At 31.9% G+C, this 15,682-nt stretch carries 13 protein-coding genes, 2 tRNA genes and 1 pseudogene; 10 read left to right on the top strand and 6 right to left on the bottom strand.

Features of this window, described 5'->3' with window-relative positions; translation table 11 throughout:
- Positions 1-45: 45 nt before the first annotated feature.
- Together A8C32_RS00635 and A8C32_RS00630 are read right to left on the bottom strand one after the other, a co-directional pair.
- On the bottom strand, positions 46-504 hold the full coding sequence (locus tag A8C32_RS00635; protein ID WP_069828518.1) for a thioredoxin family protein: 459 nt from the start codon (positions 502-504) through the stop codon (positions 46-48).
- Between the two features lie 8 nt (positions 505-512).
- Positions 513-2,759 (bottom strand): TonB-dependent receptor, encoded by a 2,247-nt coding sequence (locus A8C32_RS00630; RefSeq protein WP_069828517.1) that lies wholly within the window; start codon positions 2,757-2,759, stop codon positions 513-515.
- Between the two features lie 99 nt (positions 2,760-2,858).
- Here A8C32_RS00630 and A8C32_RS00625 point away from each other — a divergent pair, with 99 nt between their 5' ends.
- Positions 2,859-3,515, top strand: a complete 657-nt coding sequence (locus tag A8C32_RS00625; RefSeq protein WP_069828516.1) for a metal-dependent transcriptional regulator — start codon at positions 2,859-2,861, stop codon at positions 3,513-3,515.
- A gap of 253 nt (positions 3,516-3,768) precedes the next feature.
- Here A8C32_RS00625 and A8C32_RS21570 read toward each other — a convergent pair whose 3' ends face one another.
- The 4 genes from A8C32_RS21570 to A8C32_RS00610 form a co-directional block, all read right to left on the bottom strand.
- Entirely contained in the window at positions 3,769-3,903 is a 135-nt protein-coding gene (locus A8C32_RS21570) for a FeoB-associated Cys-rich membrane protein (RefSeq protein ID WP_093455573.1), read from the bottom strand.
- Between the two features lie 39 nt (positions 3,904-3,942).
- Positions 3,943-6,042, bottom strand: coding sequence for a ferrous iron transport protein B (gene feoB, locus A8C32_RS00620; protein WP_069828515.1), 2,100 nt, complete (start codon positions 6,040-6,042; stop codon positions 3,943-3,945).
- A complete protein-coding gene (locus A8C32_RS00615; RefSeq protein WP_069828514.1) occupies positions 6,035-6,271 on the bottom strand; it encodes a FeoA family protein in 237 nt (78 codons plus the stop codon). The genes feoB and A8C32_RS00615 overlap by 8 nt, the downstream gene beginning before the upstream one ends.
- 73 nt (positions 6,272-6,344) lie before the next feature.
- A complete protein-coding gene (locus tag A8C32_RS00610) occupies positions 6,345-7,019 on the bottom strand; it encodes an SCO family protein (protein ID WP_069828513.1) in 675 nt (224 codons plus the stop codon).
- Positions 7,020-7,241: 222 nt separating this feature from the next.
- Here A8C32_RS00610 and rseP point away from each other — a divergent pair, with 222 nt between their 5' ends.
- From rseP to A8C32_RS00565, 9 genes and pseudogenes are all read left to right on the top strand, one after another.
- Positions 7,242-8,570 (top strand): RIP metalloprotease RseP, encoded by a 1,329-nt coding sequence (gene rseP, locus A8C32_RS00605; RefSeq protein ID WP_069828512.1) that lies wholly within the window; start codon positions 7,242-7,244, stop codon positions 8,568-8,570.
- 77 nt (positions 8,571-8,647) lie between these two features.
- Positions 8,648-8,721: transfer RNA gene (locus A8C32_RS00600), tRNA-Asn, on the top strand.
- 222 nt (positions 8,722-8,943) lie between these two features.
- Positions 8,944-9,017 (top strand) — tRNA-Asn (locus tag A8C32_RS00595).
- 269 nt (positions 9,018-9,286) lie between these two features.
- The gene (locus A8C32_RS00590; protein ID WP_069828511.1) at positions 9,287-9,985 is read left to right on the top strand and encodes a hypothetical protein; all 699 of its coding nucleotides are present in this window, start codon (positions 9,287-9,289) and stop codon (positions 9,983-9,985) included.
- Positions 9,986-10,157: 172 nt separating this feature from the next.
- Positions 10,158-11,270 (top strand): annotated as a pseudogene (locus tag A8C32_RS00585) (transposase); the annotation flags it as partial.
- Positions 11,271-11,687: 417 nt separating this feature from the next.
- Entirely contained in the window at positions 11,688-12,086 is a 399-nt protein-coding gene (gene tssD / locus A8C32_RS00580) for a type VI secretion system tube protein TssD (RefSeq protein ID WP_069828509.1), read from the top strand.
- A 311-nt stretch (positions 12,087-12,397) separates the two neighbouring features.
- Positions 12,398-14,227: a type VI secretion system Vgr family protein gene (locus A8C32_RS00575; RefSeq protein WP_069828508.1), complete on the top strand. Its 1,830-nt coding sequence runs from the start codon at positions 12,398-12,400 to the stop codon at positions 14,225-14,227.
- Positions 14,228-14,238: 11 nt separating this feature from the next.
- A complete protein-coding gene (locus A8C32_RS00570; RefSeq protein ID WP_069828507.1) occupies positions 14,239-15,168 on the top strand; it encodes a hypothetical protein in 930 nt (309 codons plus the stop codon).
- A complete protein-coding gene (locus tag A8C32_RS00565) occupies positions 15,158-15,679 on the top strand; it encodes a DUF4280 domain-containing protein (RefSeq protein WP_069828506.1) in 522 nt (173 codons plus the stop codon). Before A8C32_RS00570 ends, A8C32_RS00565 begins: the two co-directional genes overlap by 11 nt.
- Positions 15,680-15,682: the final 3 nt, after the last annotated feature.

Here is a 15,682-nt window from a genome sequence, read left to right as displayed (position 1 = left end):
AGGCAAACTTAACTTATTTAAAATCAATTTTCAATAGGCAAGCCTTTATAGCTTCTTTTTAACGGCGTTTAGTACTTTTAAAAATTCTTTGGGTTTTAATAGGTAAGGGTGTTGAAATATAATTTCCTTATTGGTGTTTAATATTACTGTTGTGGGATAAGAAACTTTAGAATTGTATGTGCCTAATGCTTCTGTTAATTCATGTACTCCCGTTTTTTTTCCTGTGCTTTTATATTTGAATGTATGATTTTGAAATGTTACAGGTTCTTTTTGTTCGCCATTAAAAGAAACAAAATAGAATTCGTTATTTAATGTTTCAATAATTTTGTCTTGTTTAAAAGTAGTGTTTTTCATGACATTACAATACTTACACCAATTAGCATGTAAAAAAACAACTATGGGTTTTTCTTTTTTTAAAGAGGATAACTCTTCGAAAGAATAGGTTTTTAGTTGCGCTAAAACGCATTGAGAGCTAAATAGTAATATGTATAGTAAGTGTTTCATTTTTCTTGTTAAAATAAATTATAACGTACCCCAAAGAAACTACGAATACCTTGTAATGAGGTGAAAACGTATGTAGTGTCGAAGCTTAAGTCTTGTTGAGGATTTTGTATGTTTTTTTCGAAAGGATCGTCTCCGCGAGAAATCACAAAAGGATTATTTTTTGCGGGTGTCCAATCTAATAAGTTTTTAACACCTCCATAAAGTTCTACATTTTTAATGCCTTTATAGGTTAATTGAATATTCATAACAGACCAAAACGGTGAATTTTTATCTCTTGGATCTTCAATAAAAATACCTGCTTCATTTGTGAATTCTTGTGTGGCTAAACGCATTGGGCCATATAAATTGCCTGTAAAATCTATAAGTAAATTTGCGGGTTGTATGTTATAGCTTAAACCCCAATTGGCATTAAATCCTTCTGTTAATGCTTGCCGGGTTTTATTTCCGTTTTCGATATTAGCAACTTCTTGTAGCGATGCGCCTAATAATGCTTTTAAACCAAATCCAAAATTAACATCGGTTTGTAAACTAACACCTTGTGAAATAGAATGTCCATTGGAGTTGGCATATATTACTTGGTCTACATTAGTGTCGTAATCTGGATTTATTCGGTTTGAAAAATGCGTGTACCAAGCAGAAGCTTCTATGTTAAAGAAGGTTCCAGAATTTAAATAACGCTTCATTAAATAATTTAAATTGAAGTTAATGGATTGCTCGGGGTCTAAATCTTCTTTAATAATAACTTCTCTAGACCCTGTTAATGCGGCATGATCTTCTGTAAATAAATTAACAACTCTAAAGCCTGTTCCTATATTTAAACGAATGGCATCGTTTTTAGTTGGTGCAAATTTATAGGCTAATCTTGGTGTTATAATGCTTCCGTGACGCTTATCGTAATCGTAACGTAACCCTGTTAGTAATTCGTGTTTAGGAAGGAATTTCCATTGGTTTTGTACAAAAATGCTTGGTATAAAAATTTCGTCTGGATTATTTTTATCATCGTTTTTTGTGGCAGGTGTATTATCGTCGTAATAATTGTATCGTCCTGTTGCTCCTATTAATAGATCATGTTTACCTAAAACACGATTCCAGGTTGTTTGTCCAAATACAATATGTTGCTGTGCGTTGTATGATGTGTTTCCGTAAAAAGAGTTTTGATCGTGTGTGGTTGCCGAAAATGTAAAGTCAATATCTTCGGTAGTTGGTAATTCATATATTCCAAATAGTTCACCACGAGATGTGTAAATACTTTCTCCATAAATGTCTGTGCCTCCTCGAAAACTTTTATCCCAATTGGTTTCTCCTCCCCATCTGTCTTCATAAAAAAAACGACCTGCTAAAGAAAATGCTTTTCCGCTTTTCCGTTCAAAACTCCATTTATTAAATATTGAAACACGGTCTTGTAATGTTAAATCTGTGTAGCCATCATTATTGTTATCAATACGTTGGTTGTAGTTAAAGTAGTTTACGCCTAGTAATGCGTATGCTTTTCCTGTTTTAAATTTGCCTCCAAAATCTAAATTATATTCTCCCCATGATGTAGAAAAAACATCTGCACTAAATAGAGGAGCGTTACTAGGTTTTTTTGTAATTACATTTACTAAGCCAGCTACAGCTTCGCTTCCATATAAGGATGATGCTGGGCCTTTTACAATTTCAATGCGTTCTACTAAACTATTAGGGATTCCTGATAATCCATAAACTGTAGAAAGGCCACTTACAATTGGCATACCGTCTATTAATACTAGAGTATATGGGCCTTCTAGTCCGTTAATATGAATATCTCCTGTGTTGCAAAGTCCACAATTTAATTGTGGTCTTACACCATTTACATTTTGTAATGCTTCAAAAATACTAGGCGTTGGGTTTTTTTTGAAAAAAGTAGGCGTGTATATTTCTACTGGTACAGGGCTGTCGATACGAGACACGGGTTTTAGAGTTCCGGTTACAACTATTTCGTCTAATAATTCAGATTCAGGTAGGTTGAAATTCAAAATAACATCTGCATTAGAGATGGTGATTGTTTTTCTTTGAGGTTGATATCCTGTAAAAGAAGCAATAACTGTGTATTTACCTGATTTGATATTTGATATTTTAAATGTTCCATCGTCATTTGATACAGCTCCTTTTTGTGCGCCTTTTAGGTAGATGTTAACATATGGTAGTGGTAAACCATTAGAAGTTGTTTTGCCTGTTATGTTTTGTGAATATGTTGAAGAACTCAATAATACTAAAAATAATATTAGATATTTCATTAAAAATATTTTTTGCAAATATAAATATATTTTTAGATTAATCTAAAAATCATTTTAAAATTATAATTATTATATCTTTGCTTAACGTAAAATTTAATTATGATTACCCTTACTGAAGAGAATTATATAAAAGCCATTTATCATTTAGGAAAGCAAGGCTCTAATAATGTTAGTACCAATGCTATTGCTAAGGAGATGGAGACTAAAGCATCGTCTGTTACCGATATGGTAAAGAAATTATCTGAGAAAGGTTATGCAGATTATAAGAAGTATCAAGGTGTTAATTTAACAGGTAAGGGAAGGCAAGTTGCTATTGGTATTGTTAGAAAACATAGACTTTGGGAGGTTTTTTTGGTGGAAAAATTAAGCTTTTCTTGGGATGAAGTTCATGAAGTAGCCGAGCAATTAGAGCACATAAAATCGGAAAAATTGATTAGACAATTAGATGCTTTTTTGAATTTTCCAACGCATGATCCGCATGGAGATCCTATTCCTGATGAAATGGGTGAAATTAAAAAAGTAGAGAAAATTCTTTTATCTGAAGTTGCTATAGGTGAACAGTGTATTTGTGTGGGTGTTAATGATTCTTCTTCAGAGTTTTTAAAGTATTTAGATAATAATAATATTGCTTTAGGGACCGCATTTGTAATCCTCCATAAAGAACCTTTTGATAATTCGGTATCTATAAAAATTGAAAGTAAGGAGTTTATAATTTCTAATATGATTGCAAATAACTTATTTGTGAAACTTTCTTAAATGGTATATTGAAACTGATTTTTGCTATCTACATAAGCTTTTAAAGCGAAAAGTAAAATAATTTCTATACCTATAGCAAAAACAATATATATATTGTTTAGACCAAGACCGAATTTAAGAATTAGGTTATTTATAATAAATAAGAAAAAAATGAATAGACCTCCTTTTAAGTCTGATAAAAAAGAAATAGGTCTATCTTATCTTTATAATCAAAATAAAACGCTATCAAGATTATGATGGTAGACATGTTATCTTAATGACATCCGCAGCCATCTTTACCACAAGCCTTTTTTGTTTTTGGTTTTTTCCAAAAGAATTTTTTTAATAAAAAAAACAATGAAAAAGCTAAAGCTATAAATACTAATATGTTTTGTACAATTATGTTCATAAAGCTCTTAGTCGATAATCATTTTGTTTCCTAGCGTTGTTAGTTTAAAAATTGAAAAGCTATTAAAGCAACAATATAAGCAAATATGGTCATAATAACCAATTGTAGTGTTGGCCATTTCCAGCTATTAGTTTCTCTTTTTACAATGGCTAGTGTACTCATGCATTGCATAGCAAAAGCATAAAATAATAAGAGTGAAATTCCTGAAGCGAATGTAAATAGTGCGCCTCCTGTTATAGGGTTTTTTTCTGCAGCCATCTTATTGGTTATGGTGTCTACATCTTCGCTACCAACACTGTAAATAGTAGCTAAGGTGCCTACAAATACTTCGCGAGCAGCAAAAGAACTTATAATAGCAATACCAATTTTCCAATCGTATCCAAGAGGTCTTATAGCGGGTTCGATAGCACGACCAGTAATGCCAATAAATGAATGTTCTAGTTTATGCGATGCTATTTTTTGCTGTATATTTTCTTCATTTAAATTTTGAGAAGCATATTCTGTTTTTACAATGTTTTCTGCATTATTAAATTGTTCACCTGGGCCATAAGATGCTAAAAACCATAATATAATAGATATGGCTAAAATAATTTTACCAGCTCCAAAAATAAATGACTTCGTTTTTTCAATAACTGTTAATGCTACATTTTTAAATAGAGGCAATTTGTAGTTAGGCATTTCGACAACAAAATAAGTTTTGCTTTTTATCTTCATAACCTTATCTAAAATATATGCAGAAACAACAGCGGTTCCAAAACCTATAAGATATAATAACATTAGTGTAAGCGCTTGGTAACTTAGTCCTAAAAGCCGACCTTCAGGAATTACAAGTTTAATTATTATTAAATAAACAGGAAGTCTTGCCGAACATGTTGTAAATGGAGTTACTAAAATAGTAATTAAGCGTTCTTTCCAGTTTTCAATATTTCGTGTTGCCATAATAGCAGGAATAGCGCATGCCGTTCCAGAAATTAAAGGGACTACACTTTTTCCACTCAATCCAAAGCGACGCATAATTCTATCCATTAAAAATACAACGCGACTCATATAACCACTTTCTTCAAGTACAGCTATAAATAAGAATAAGAAGGCTATTTGCGGAATAAAAATAACAATACCGCCAAGCCCTGGTATAATACCCTCAGCAAGTAAATTGGTAAAGGCACCACTAGGTAATATGTTTTTTGTCCATTCGCTTAATGATGCAAAAACAGTATCAATAAAGTCCATGGGTATTCCAGACCAATCGTAAATAGCTTGAAATATGGTTAGTAATATGGCAAAGAAAATGAGGTAACCCCAAACTTTATGTGTTAGAATTCTATCTAGTTTACTACGTAAGTCTTTAGCTTGAGAGGTATCTATGGTTTGTCCAACTTTAAGAACATTGTTTATAAACTGATAGCGTTTTATAGTTTCTTTTTGCTGTAAGCGTTTTAAATCGGTTTTACTTTTGGTTTTAAAATTGGTAACAGCTTCAATTTCTTTTCTACTGGTTTTTCCAAAGTTAACATCCTGTGTTATAACAAGCCAAAGTTTATATAAAAGTTGGTTAGGGAAGGCTTTACGTAAATTATCAAAATAAGTTTTGTCAATTTGGGAAGCATTTAAGCAGGGTGTTATTGAAATATCTTTATAATTGGTAATTAGGTTTTTTAATTTGTCAATACCAATATTTTTACGAGTGCTTATTAGGGCTATTTTTGTTTGAAGGTGTTCTTCTAAATAGTCTATGTCTAATGAAATACCTTTGCGATCCATTCTATCTGCCATATTGATGACAAGCAGCGTAGGGATTTCTAAATCTTTAATTTGAGTAAAAAGTAAAAGGTTTCGTTTTAGGTTTTCAACATCGCTAACAACAACTGCTATATCTGGAAAATCTTTATCTTTTTTATTTAAAAGCAGTTCTATAACTACATTTTCATCTAGGGACGATGCATTTAAGCTATAAGTGCCAGGTAAATCAATAATATGGGCTTTAACGCCTCGAGGTAGTTTGCATATACCCTCTTTTTTTTCAACCGTAATACCTGGATAGTTGCCTACTTTTTGGTTTAATCCAGTTAAAGCATTAAAAACAGAGGTTTTTCCAGTGTTTGGATTTCCTATTAAGGCAACATTTATCTGCTTACTCATGTGTTGTTTTTTCAATTAAAATATGAGAAGCTGTGTCTTTTCTAATAGCTAAGTGAGTTCCGTTTATATTTAAATACATTGGGTCTTGAAAAGGAGCAAGTTGAACTAGCTCGACAGAATTACCTGGTAAACATCCCATTTCTAAGAGTTTTAGAGGAATGTGAATAGATGAAACATCAGTTATAGTAGCCTTTTCGCCACGTTTGAGATGAGCTAATGTGTTTTGCAAACTTATTTAGATTGATTTTAAAGAAGCAAAAGTAAGCTAAAATTTTTAGGTGGAAAAAATTGTTGCTAGAAAACTATTTTTTGTATTCTTCTTTTAAAATTTCAATATCGTCAAGTAGTTTATCTATATCGTCAGGATTTGTGCCATCGTAAAATCCTCTAATTTGACGTTTTTTATCAATAAGCATGAAGTTTTCAGTGTGTACCATATCAAAAGGGTGGCCGTCTCCATCATCTTTAACAGCTAAATAGCTTTTTCTAGCCAGTTTATAGATTTGTTTTTTGTCGCCAGTGACTAAATTCCATTTACCATCAATAACACCTTTTCTTTTAGCATAGCGTTTTAGTTGCGCAACCGTATCTATTTCTGGAGTTACTGAGTGTGATAGTAGCATAACTTCATCATCATTAATAATTTCTTTTTGAATTTCAACCATATGATTTGTCATGATTGGGCAAATGGTTCTACAAGTCGTAAAAAAGAAATCGGCAACGTATATTTTATTCTTATAATCCTTTTGTGTGATTGTTTTTCCGTTTTGATTTGTAAATGAAAAATCAGCTATTTTATGATATTTTTTTTGATGTTGAATGGTGCTATCTACAAGTTCTGTACTTACCATAGCAGGTTGGTAGATACTTAGCGGTTTATATGTATTTAATGTATTATATATTATTGAGATAATAATGATTGAAATAATTCCAAAAACTAGTGCAAAAAGTTTATAATCTTTAAAAAACGATAACATATTAATCCAGTTAGAATAAATTGAATGCAAAAATACAATGAAACATCCACTACTAAAAATTTATAATTATAATGTGAATGTTGTATGTGCGTTTATATAAAGTCGAATGCAATGGAAGTCCAATGCTGCTTAAATTAGTGTTAAATCAAGTAGCATTTTGTGATTGTTTTTTTAAAGTTGGTTTAAAAGCTTACTTTTGTGCGGTTATAAAAAAAAATGTAAATGTCAGTATTTTTAATAAAAGGAGCTCAATTACTATTGAGCCTTTCAATATTAGTTGTCTTACACGAGTTAGGACACTTTATTCCAGCTAAATTATTTAAAACTAGGGTTGAAAAATTTTACTTGTTTTTTGATGTAAAGTTTTCTTTATTCAAAAAGAAAATAGGAGATACGGTTTATGGTATTGGTTGGCTACCATTAGGTGGTTATGTTAAGATATCTGGTATGATCGATGAAAGTATGGATACCGAGCAAATGGCTCAAGAAGCACAACCATGGGAGTTTCGTTCTAAACCAGCATGGCAACGTTTAATTATTATGCTTGGAGGCGTTACGGTTAATTTTATTTTAGCGTTTGTAATATACATCTTTATTGTTTTTACTTGGGGAACCAGTTATTCTCTAAAAGATGATATAAAATATGGTTTTGGTGTAACAAAAACTATGGAAGATATCGGTTTTAAACAAGGTGATAAAATTATTAGTGTAGATGGCGTACCGTATGATCAAATTGCTAGCGTTAATGCTAATTTAATGTTTAGAACGATCCATTCTATTAAGGTTGAACGTGAAGGTGGAGAGACATTAGATATAGCTATACCAGAAGATATAGGAACTAAATTATTTGAAAATGGAGATACCTCAGCATTTCAGGTAAGGTTTCCTTTCCAGATAGATTCTGTTTCTGCAGATTACCCAGCTAAAAAAGCAGGTTTAATGGCAGGCGATAAAATTGTTGCTGTAAATGACACGCCTGTAATATATAGTTCGGATTATAATTATATCATTAAAAATAAAAAAGAAACAGAAGTTAAATTTACTATAGAGAGAAATAAGGCCATTAAAGAGTTCTTGATTACTCCAGACAAGGATTCAAAAATAGGTGTATTTTTAGGTGCAACAGATGAAGATTACCAGACTATACGTCATAAAGACTATTCTTTTGGTGAAAGTGTAAGTAAAGGCCTTTCATTAGGGTATTGGACTGTTGTAGATTATTTTGCTCAGTTTAAATACATTTTTACTAAAAAAGGGGCTTCTCAGTTAGGTGGATTTGCTGCTATTGGAAAAATGTTTCCAGCTACTTGGAATTGGGCTGCTTTTTGGGGGTTAACAGCATTTTTATCAATTATGCTTGGTGTTTTAAACTTATTACCTATTCCTGCTTTAGATGGAGGTCATGTTATGTTTTTACTCTATGAAATGGTGTCTGGAAGAAAGCCAGGGGATAAATTTATGGAGTATGCGCAAATGGTTGGCTTTTTTATTTTGATAGCTTTAGTACTGTTTGCCAACGGAAACGACATTTATAAAGCAATATTTGGATAATTTTTTTTAAAGTTTTTTAAAAAGCTTTTGGAGAATCTAAAATAACGTGTATATTTGCACTCGCTAACGCAAAATACTCCTTCTTAGCTCAGTTGGTTAGAGCATCTGACTGTTAATCAGAGGGTCCTTGGTTCGAGCCCAAGAGAAGGAGCAAGTTAGATAAGCCATCAGAAATGATGGCTTTTTTTATGATATAAACTTTCATTATAATGCCATATGCTAAGGTTGATGTAAATTATGCATAAGTGTTACGTATAAACAAAAGCTCTAGTTGATTTAAAAGAGGAAGAATTCTAAATCTATAAATTGTGTTCAAAAAGCTTTTGGAGAATTTAAAATAACGTGTATATTTGCATTCGCTAATGCAAAACACTCCTTCTTAGCTCAGTTGGTTAGAGCATCTGACTGTTAATCAGAGGGTCCTTGGTTCGAGCCCAAGAGAAGGAGCAATGTTAAAAAAGCCATCAGAAATGATGGCTTTTTTTGTGCCATAAATTTCCCTCGTAATATGGCTTTTTCGTATTAAATATTTGTATAACTCTGTCTTGGGAGTTCTATATTTGAGGCGTTAAAAATACTTTAAATTGTTAGTTGTTATCTATTTGCGTTTAGTGAATCTTAATCTTAGTAAATTTTTACTATAAAAATCCAATTATGTATTTACTTACGTATTAATAATATTAATCTTATATTTTTATTAATTTAAAAGAGCAAAAATGAATTTAAAAAACGGACTACTAGTCTTAACAATTGGTATGTTAACATTTACAGGTTGTAGTGTTAACGATAATGATTTTGCAGAAGAAGTGAATACTGTAGCTGCTAATGAAAATGAATATTCAAAGTATAATTATATTTATAAAGAGCAAGTCTATTCTTTAGATGAAATAAAAAAGGATTATCCTAATTTATTAGATAAAGCGTATATTTTATTTGAAGGCGAAAATATAGCTAATGTTTTTGATGACGAAAAAGAAGCACTTAAGTATGATAAGTTATTTTTAGAGGCGTTAGAGTCAAATAGCCAATTAACTTCTAAAAACGATAATAATAATAGTACTTGGGGTTTTAAAGTACGATTTTATGAGCACAATGACTTTAAAGGTAGATGGTGGCAATATCGAAAACATAAAATTTCGGTTACAAGATTTGAAGTTAAAGGAAATATACCATCTTGGTTAAATGATAGAACGTCTTCTATTGTTTTAGATGAGTTGGATTACTCAAAACATAATAGTGGTGATAACTTTATTGGATTAACATGTTATCAAGATTATAACCAAAGAGGAAGAAGTGTGTATCAGCGCGCAACACATTGGTTTTTAGGTAAGTTATCTAAAAAAGAATGGAAGAATTTGGATAAAGGTGATTGGAATGATAAAATATCATCTTGGTCTGTAAATGGAGGTAGTTAATAACCTCTAATATAAGCCTCATAAAATGAGCAAATCCGAATGTTTATTAAAAAAACAAAAAGAGGCTGTCTAAAAAAGAGGCTACTGAAAAAGGAGGCCCCTGAAAAAGTAGCACAATATTATTAAAATCGGTAAGTATTTGAAAACACTTACCGATTTTGTATTTTGAGGTATGATAGTCCAACAACAATCTCTTCGGTTAAGCGAGTACAGTTCTTTATATGATTTAATCGTTCCAAGTACCAACTTGTTAAGACGTATCAATGATTTAATAGATTTTAATTTTATCTATGACGAACTAGCATCTAAGTATTCACAAACTCTAGGCAGAAAAGCAGAAAGCCCCATATGTTTATTTAAATACTTGCTACTAAAAGTAATTTATACGATCTCAGATGTAGATGTGGTTGAGCGTTCCCGCTATGATATGTCCTTTAAATATTTTCTAGAAATGTTACCCGAAGAAGATGTTATTGATTCAAGTACCTTAACAAAATTTCGCAGACAACGTTTGAAGGATACTAATTTATTAGATATGCTTATCAACAAAACGGTAAGTATTGCTATTGAAAAAGGTATTATTACATCAAAATCAATTATTGTAGATGCTACCCATAGTTTATCAAAATCGAACCCTATTTCAGCTATAGATGTTTTAAGAGAGCGTTCCAAACAACTACGCAAATCAATTTACAACTATCAAGAAGATTGGGTTGGTAAAATGCCTATCAAAAATCAGACTAATGATTTAGAAAAAGAATTGGCTTATTGTAAAGAATTAGAAACCTTACTAGAAGATACTCCCACGCTTAGTGAAGTACCTACTATCAAAGAAAAATTGAATTTACTTAAAGAATCCGTTGATGATGTTGAACAGACTACTCAAGAAATAATATCAAAAGACAGGGATGCTAAAATTGGTCACAAATCAGAGGATAGTTCTTTTTTTGGTTACAAAACTCATTTGGCAATGACTGAAGAGAGAATTATCACAGGAGCCGTTGTTACTTCAGGAGAAAAAGGAGATGGTCCAATTTTACCAGAATTAATAACACAAAGTGAACAACATGGGATTGATGTGGATACTGTTATAGGAGATGCCGCTTATTCTGGCAAAAAGAATTTAGAATTAGCCCAAGAAAAAGATATAAAGATTGTAGCTAGATTAAATCCAGCTATCAGCCAAGGGTTTAGGAAAGAAGAAGACGAATTTGATTATAATAAAGATGCAGATATGTTTGTCTGTCCAGCAGGTCATTTAGCTATAAGAAAAGCGAAACAAGGCAAAGGCGGTCTTTTTTTTGTATAATGTGAATTATTTTTATACATAAATTCAGAATAAAGAATTAAACGATGCTTTATTTGAAAACAAAAAAAATAATCGACGAAAAGCTCATTTTAAAGAAAAAGTATTTAATTTCTCAGTAAAATATCTTACATCTCTTTTTCATTTGAAAAATTATACTACATTAGTTGCGTAATTTAGCGATTGGGTATATTTATTCTCTTTCAATGGTTGTTAAACATTCTTATTTTATTTAAAGAAGTAAAATTTCACTTCTCTCAAGAACCTTTTTTAGCCATCTCACAAAGAGCAATATTTATTTGATTGCTAAGTTTTTTGAAGTTGTTTTTTTATACTAGTTTAAAACACCTTCTAGAAGTTTAAAACAAAATATTGTAAAATTAAAAATCCAAAAACATGGGATCATTTAGAGCAAGCCTAGAATTAGGTGGAAAAGAATTTGACGTATTATATTCAGAATACTCATTTAGTAGAGACACAGACAAAAAAGGAAAAGTATCCTCTAACGTATACGGTGGTCGTGTAACCTTAGAAATTGAATCAACAGAAGATACCTCAGTAATTGAAGCCATGTTAAACTCACAGTTTAAATCTGTAGACGGAAAAATCATTTATAAGAAAACAGAAGAGGATGCTAAGATGAAAGAAATAGAATTTAAAAATTCTTATTTAGTATACTACAAAGAGGTTTTAGATGTAAACGGAGACGTACCAATGAAATTACGTTTTACAGTATCTGCAGAGCAAATTGTAATTGGAAATGCTTCAATAGATAACCGTTGGCCAAAAGCTTAATAGAAGTAATACCAAATAAATTTCAAAATGATTGGAATGAATTTGAATTATTTTTTGTTCAGATGAAATAGAAAATCTAAGCAAAAAAGAAACCAATTGAACTCATTATTTTGAAATTTATTTGGTATAACCGCTTATAAAAAAAGTAAAGTTTCTAAAAGGATAAATTATTAGATTTTTTATGAGCATATAAAAAAGCGGTTTCCAAAATACCTACAGGTATTTTAGAAGCCGTTTTTTTTATTATTATAACAAGAAATAGCACAAATCTCCCACTCTCAAAAGGAACTCTCATATAAAACACCATAAAAATGAACAATGTCACCTCCATATCCTTAGATGGGAAACGGTTAAAGAATTTTCAGAAATTAAAAATAAAAGAATGTATAAATGAGCATGCCAAGTGTGTGCTAGATGTTGATATTGCCGAACTCCAGTCTAGAGGCTCACATACTATAGATGCTGTAAGAGAACTATTAGGACGGCCTTTATTAGTTACTTTTGAAAAAGGTAATGCTATAGATTTACTCTTTTTAATAGTAGACATCTCAATAAAAAATAAACAAGGTCATGAAGGTGTTTTTAGAATAAAAGCCGCCTCTAAAAGTATAAAATTAAACGGACTACCTTCTAACCGTTCTTGGCTAAACAAATCTTTAGAAAACATTGTAAAAGATGTTATAGATGAAACCGGTATAGAAGCCCAAATACAACCCCAATACAAAGGCAGTATTGAGTATATGGTAAGATACCAAGAATCTAACTGGGATTTTTTAAAACGATTAGCCAAAACATACTCCGAACCTTTACAGAACGATGGGGTGAAGCTAGTGGTAGGTCCTCAGCCTTTCGAAACGCCTTTAGAATTAGAATACGGTAGAGAACTCTCCAACATTAAACTAGATATTAAAACACGAGCTGTAAACCATGCGGTATACAGTTACAATGCCGAAGAAGACGCCCTAAACGAATCTAAGGCAAAAAATAATATTGAAGGCTTAAATGAGTTATCCATGTCCAGCTTAAATACATCTTTAGAAATGTATCCAGACTCAGCCATAGCCCACACAGAAGCTCGAACAAAAAATAAAAGCGAAGTAGACGACTATACCGCTAAAAAACAAGCCTCGGCAGCAGCAGATTTACACGTGCTGGAAGCCGATTGTAATGTACAAGGTCTAAAACTAGGGCGTATAATTAATGTAAAATCGGCATTAAACCAAGGTAGTTTAGGCGGTTTCGATCTAAAAAATTATGGCGAATACAAAATTATAGAAATAAAACACAAAGCCACAGGTAAAGGCACATACCAATGCCACTTTAAAGCCATACCAAGTGGTATTATTATTCTACCAGAACCCAAAGTCGCATTACCCAAAGCAAACGCACAGGTAGCCACAGTAATTAGTAACGAAGATCCTAGAGGTATGGGGCGCATTAAAGTACAAATGGGCTGGCAAAAGCACCAAGACACAACCTCATGGATACGAGTGCTTTCTGGCGATTCTGGTAGCAGTAGTAACCATGAACAAAATAGAGGGCATGTATTTATCCCCGAGGTTGGCGATCAAGTTATGGTGGGTTTTAGATATTCGGATCCACAAAGACCCTTTGTTTTAGGTAGTCTCTTTCATGGTAATAATGGTGCTGGTGGTGGTATAGATAATACAAAAAAAAGTATTATTACCCGCTCAGGACACGTCATAGAATTTAACGATACCGATAGAGCGGAATCTATTACTATTACAGATAAAAACAAGAATATCATTTTTATCGATACGGCGAACAAGAATATTAAAATCTCAGCGCCAGAGACCATAGATATTGAGGCAAAGAACATTAATATGCGTGCAGAAGAGAAGATATACATGCAAGCACAACATATGGAAACTCAAATTGGTGAAGACAAAATTGTAGGTGTGGGTAATAATCTGGAAATCACCGCTGAGAGTAGTTATAAGTTAAGCACTACAGAACACTCCGAAACCATTGAAGGTAATAAGACTGTGAATATTCAAAGTTCATTATCCGTCAATGCCTCTGATGCTGAGTTAATTGCTGGTAATGGAGATATTAATATTCAAGGACCAGGAATCACGACTGTACAAGGTGGGCAAGATGTTAAAGTGAGTAAAGGATAATTTTAGGATATATGTGGAATAAATTATTAGAACGACTTGAAACTGCTTTCGAGCCTCAATTTGATGATGTTCAGTTTGTTAGTCATGATGACTCTTTTCTTACATATAAGAAAACGAAAGAGCCTATTAGCTATTCTTTTACTATTGAAGAGGAAACTTTAATTAATGGCGTAAAAACACATAATATATACAAACAATTAGTTTCAATAGAATTTGTGTCTAAAGACCCCCAAAATAGATTCGTTTTTAATGTCGAAGTTTTAGACTCAGAATATGAGCTAGATAAAAGATTAACCAAGCAACAGCTGTTAGTGAGTCAACTAACTGAATTAACAAACAAAATTTCTTTTGAAATTGATGTAAAAGGACATATACGAAAACTATTAAATTACAAAGAGATACAAGAAAAGTGGGAACGATTAGAAATTGAATTGAAGCGCAGACATATAGGTAAATTAAGTCATGCTTATATTGATGCAATAGGAGAAAAAATAAATAATCAAGGAGTCTTTACCTCCGATTTTTCTCAATATAGGTTATTCGGGTTTTTATTTAATGGGCTTTTACAGCTTTCAGGAGATAGTGGTAGGCCTAGTCAACGAAAACGTGTTTTTAAAAACTATATTAATTATTTACCTCTTAGAGTGGATGAAAGCATAACGTTTTTAGAAGAAAATGAGGATACTAAAGAACTAAAATATAAAATTGGTGGAGATTTAATTCCATTGCAAGGTGAAGAGGCTAAAAAACTAGCAAGTTATTTTGACTATTATCATTTTCAGGAAAAAACGTTGTTTTTAAAAGCATACAATGGCGAATATGTGCTTGATAAGCATACAGCAATGATAAAAAACGGCCGGCTAACAATACATTTAACAAACAATAATGAATATACAAGAACTATGAAAATTCATTTAAAACAAATAAACTATGGCAGCTAAAGCGTATGTATGCGATGGTGCAAAAATAGAATGTCAATTATGTACAAAACCAGAGGGCGAATTAAAAGTAACCTCTAACGAGATAAAGATACAAGACAAAAAATTTGCCAATGCAAAAGATAAAGAAAAGATGAACCTCATTTTTCAAGGTAATTGTAAAAAGAGCCCATATCAATCATCCCCTTGTCAGGCTGTAATAAAAGTTGAAGATTGGCAAGGTGTTGCCGATGCCTTAATACAAGATGATCCAGCTTTATTGGAAGATTCCATCATTATGTGCACCTATGGCGGAGCCCCCATTAAGATTACAGATCATTTACAAAAAAATGAGCCTACATCTTTAGAACCTATTATGGCACCCGTTGTAATGCCTGCCGAAGACCCAAAAATAGTAAACATAGATTGGAAAGAAGATGATAAAGACCCAAAAATTAAAGGATGGATAGAAGCCACAACACTTAATATCATGCCTGGCGAAGAAGTACGATTTTATTTAGATGAAAAAAAATAATAC

The sequence above is a fragment of the Flavivirga aquatica genome (assembly GCF_001747085.1).
GTDB lineage: Bacteria > Bacteroidota > Bacteroidia > Flavobacteriales > Flavobacteriaceae > Algibacter_C > Algibacter_C aquatica.
The sequence above is the reverse complement of the archived record's forward strand: the minus strand, read 5'-3'. Positions and strand labels throughout refer to the sequence as shown.

Coding starts and splice junctions, on each gene's coding strand:
- A8C32_RS00635 (WP_069828518.1), bottom strand. CDS start 504: ATGAAACACTTACTATACATATTACTATTTAGCTCTCAATGCGTTTTA.
- A8C32_RS00630 (WP_069828517.1), bottom strand. CDS start 2,759: ATGAAATATCTAATATTATTTTTAGTATTATTGAGTTCTTCAACATAT.
- A8C32_RS00625 (WP_069828516.1), top strand. CDS start 2,859: ATGATTACCCTTACTGAAGAGAATTATATAAAAGCCATTTATCATTTA.
- A8C32_RS21570 (WP_093455573.1), bottom strand. CDS start 3,903: ATGAACATAATTGTACAAAACATATTAGTATTTATAGCTTTAGCTTTT.
- feoB (WP_069828515.1), bottom strand. CDS start 6,042: ATGAGTAAGCAGATAAATGTTGCCTTAATAGGAAATCCAAACACTGGA.
- A8C32_RS00610 (WP_069828513.1), bottom strand. CDS start 7,019: ATGTTATCGTTTTTTAAAGATTATAAACTTTTTGCACTAGTTTTTGGA.
- rseP (WP_069828512.1), top strand. CDS start 7,242: ATGTCAGTATTTTTAATAAAAGGAGCTCAATTACTATTGAGCCTTTCA.
- A8C32_RS00590 (WP_069828511.1), top strand. CDS start 9,287: ATGAATTTAAAAAACGGACTACTAGTCTTAACAATTGGTATGTTAACA.
- tssD (WP_069828509.1), top strand. CDS start 11,688: ATGGGATCATTTAGAGCAAGCCTAGAATTAGGTGGAAAAGAATTTGAC.
- A8C32_RS00575 (WP_069828508.1), top strand. CDS start 12,398: ATGAACAATGTCACCTCCATATCCTTAGATGGGAAACGGTTAAAGAAT.
- A8C32_RS00570 (WP_069828507.1), top strand. CDS start 14,239: ATGTGGAATAAATTATTAGAACGACTTGAAACTGCTTTCGAGCCTCAA.
- A8C32_RS00565 (WP_069828506.1), top strand. CDS start 15,158: ATGGCAGCTAAAGCGTATGTATGCGATGGTGCAAAAATAGAATGTCAA.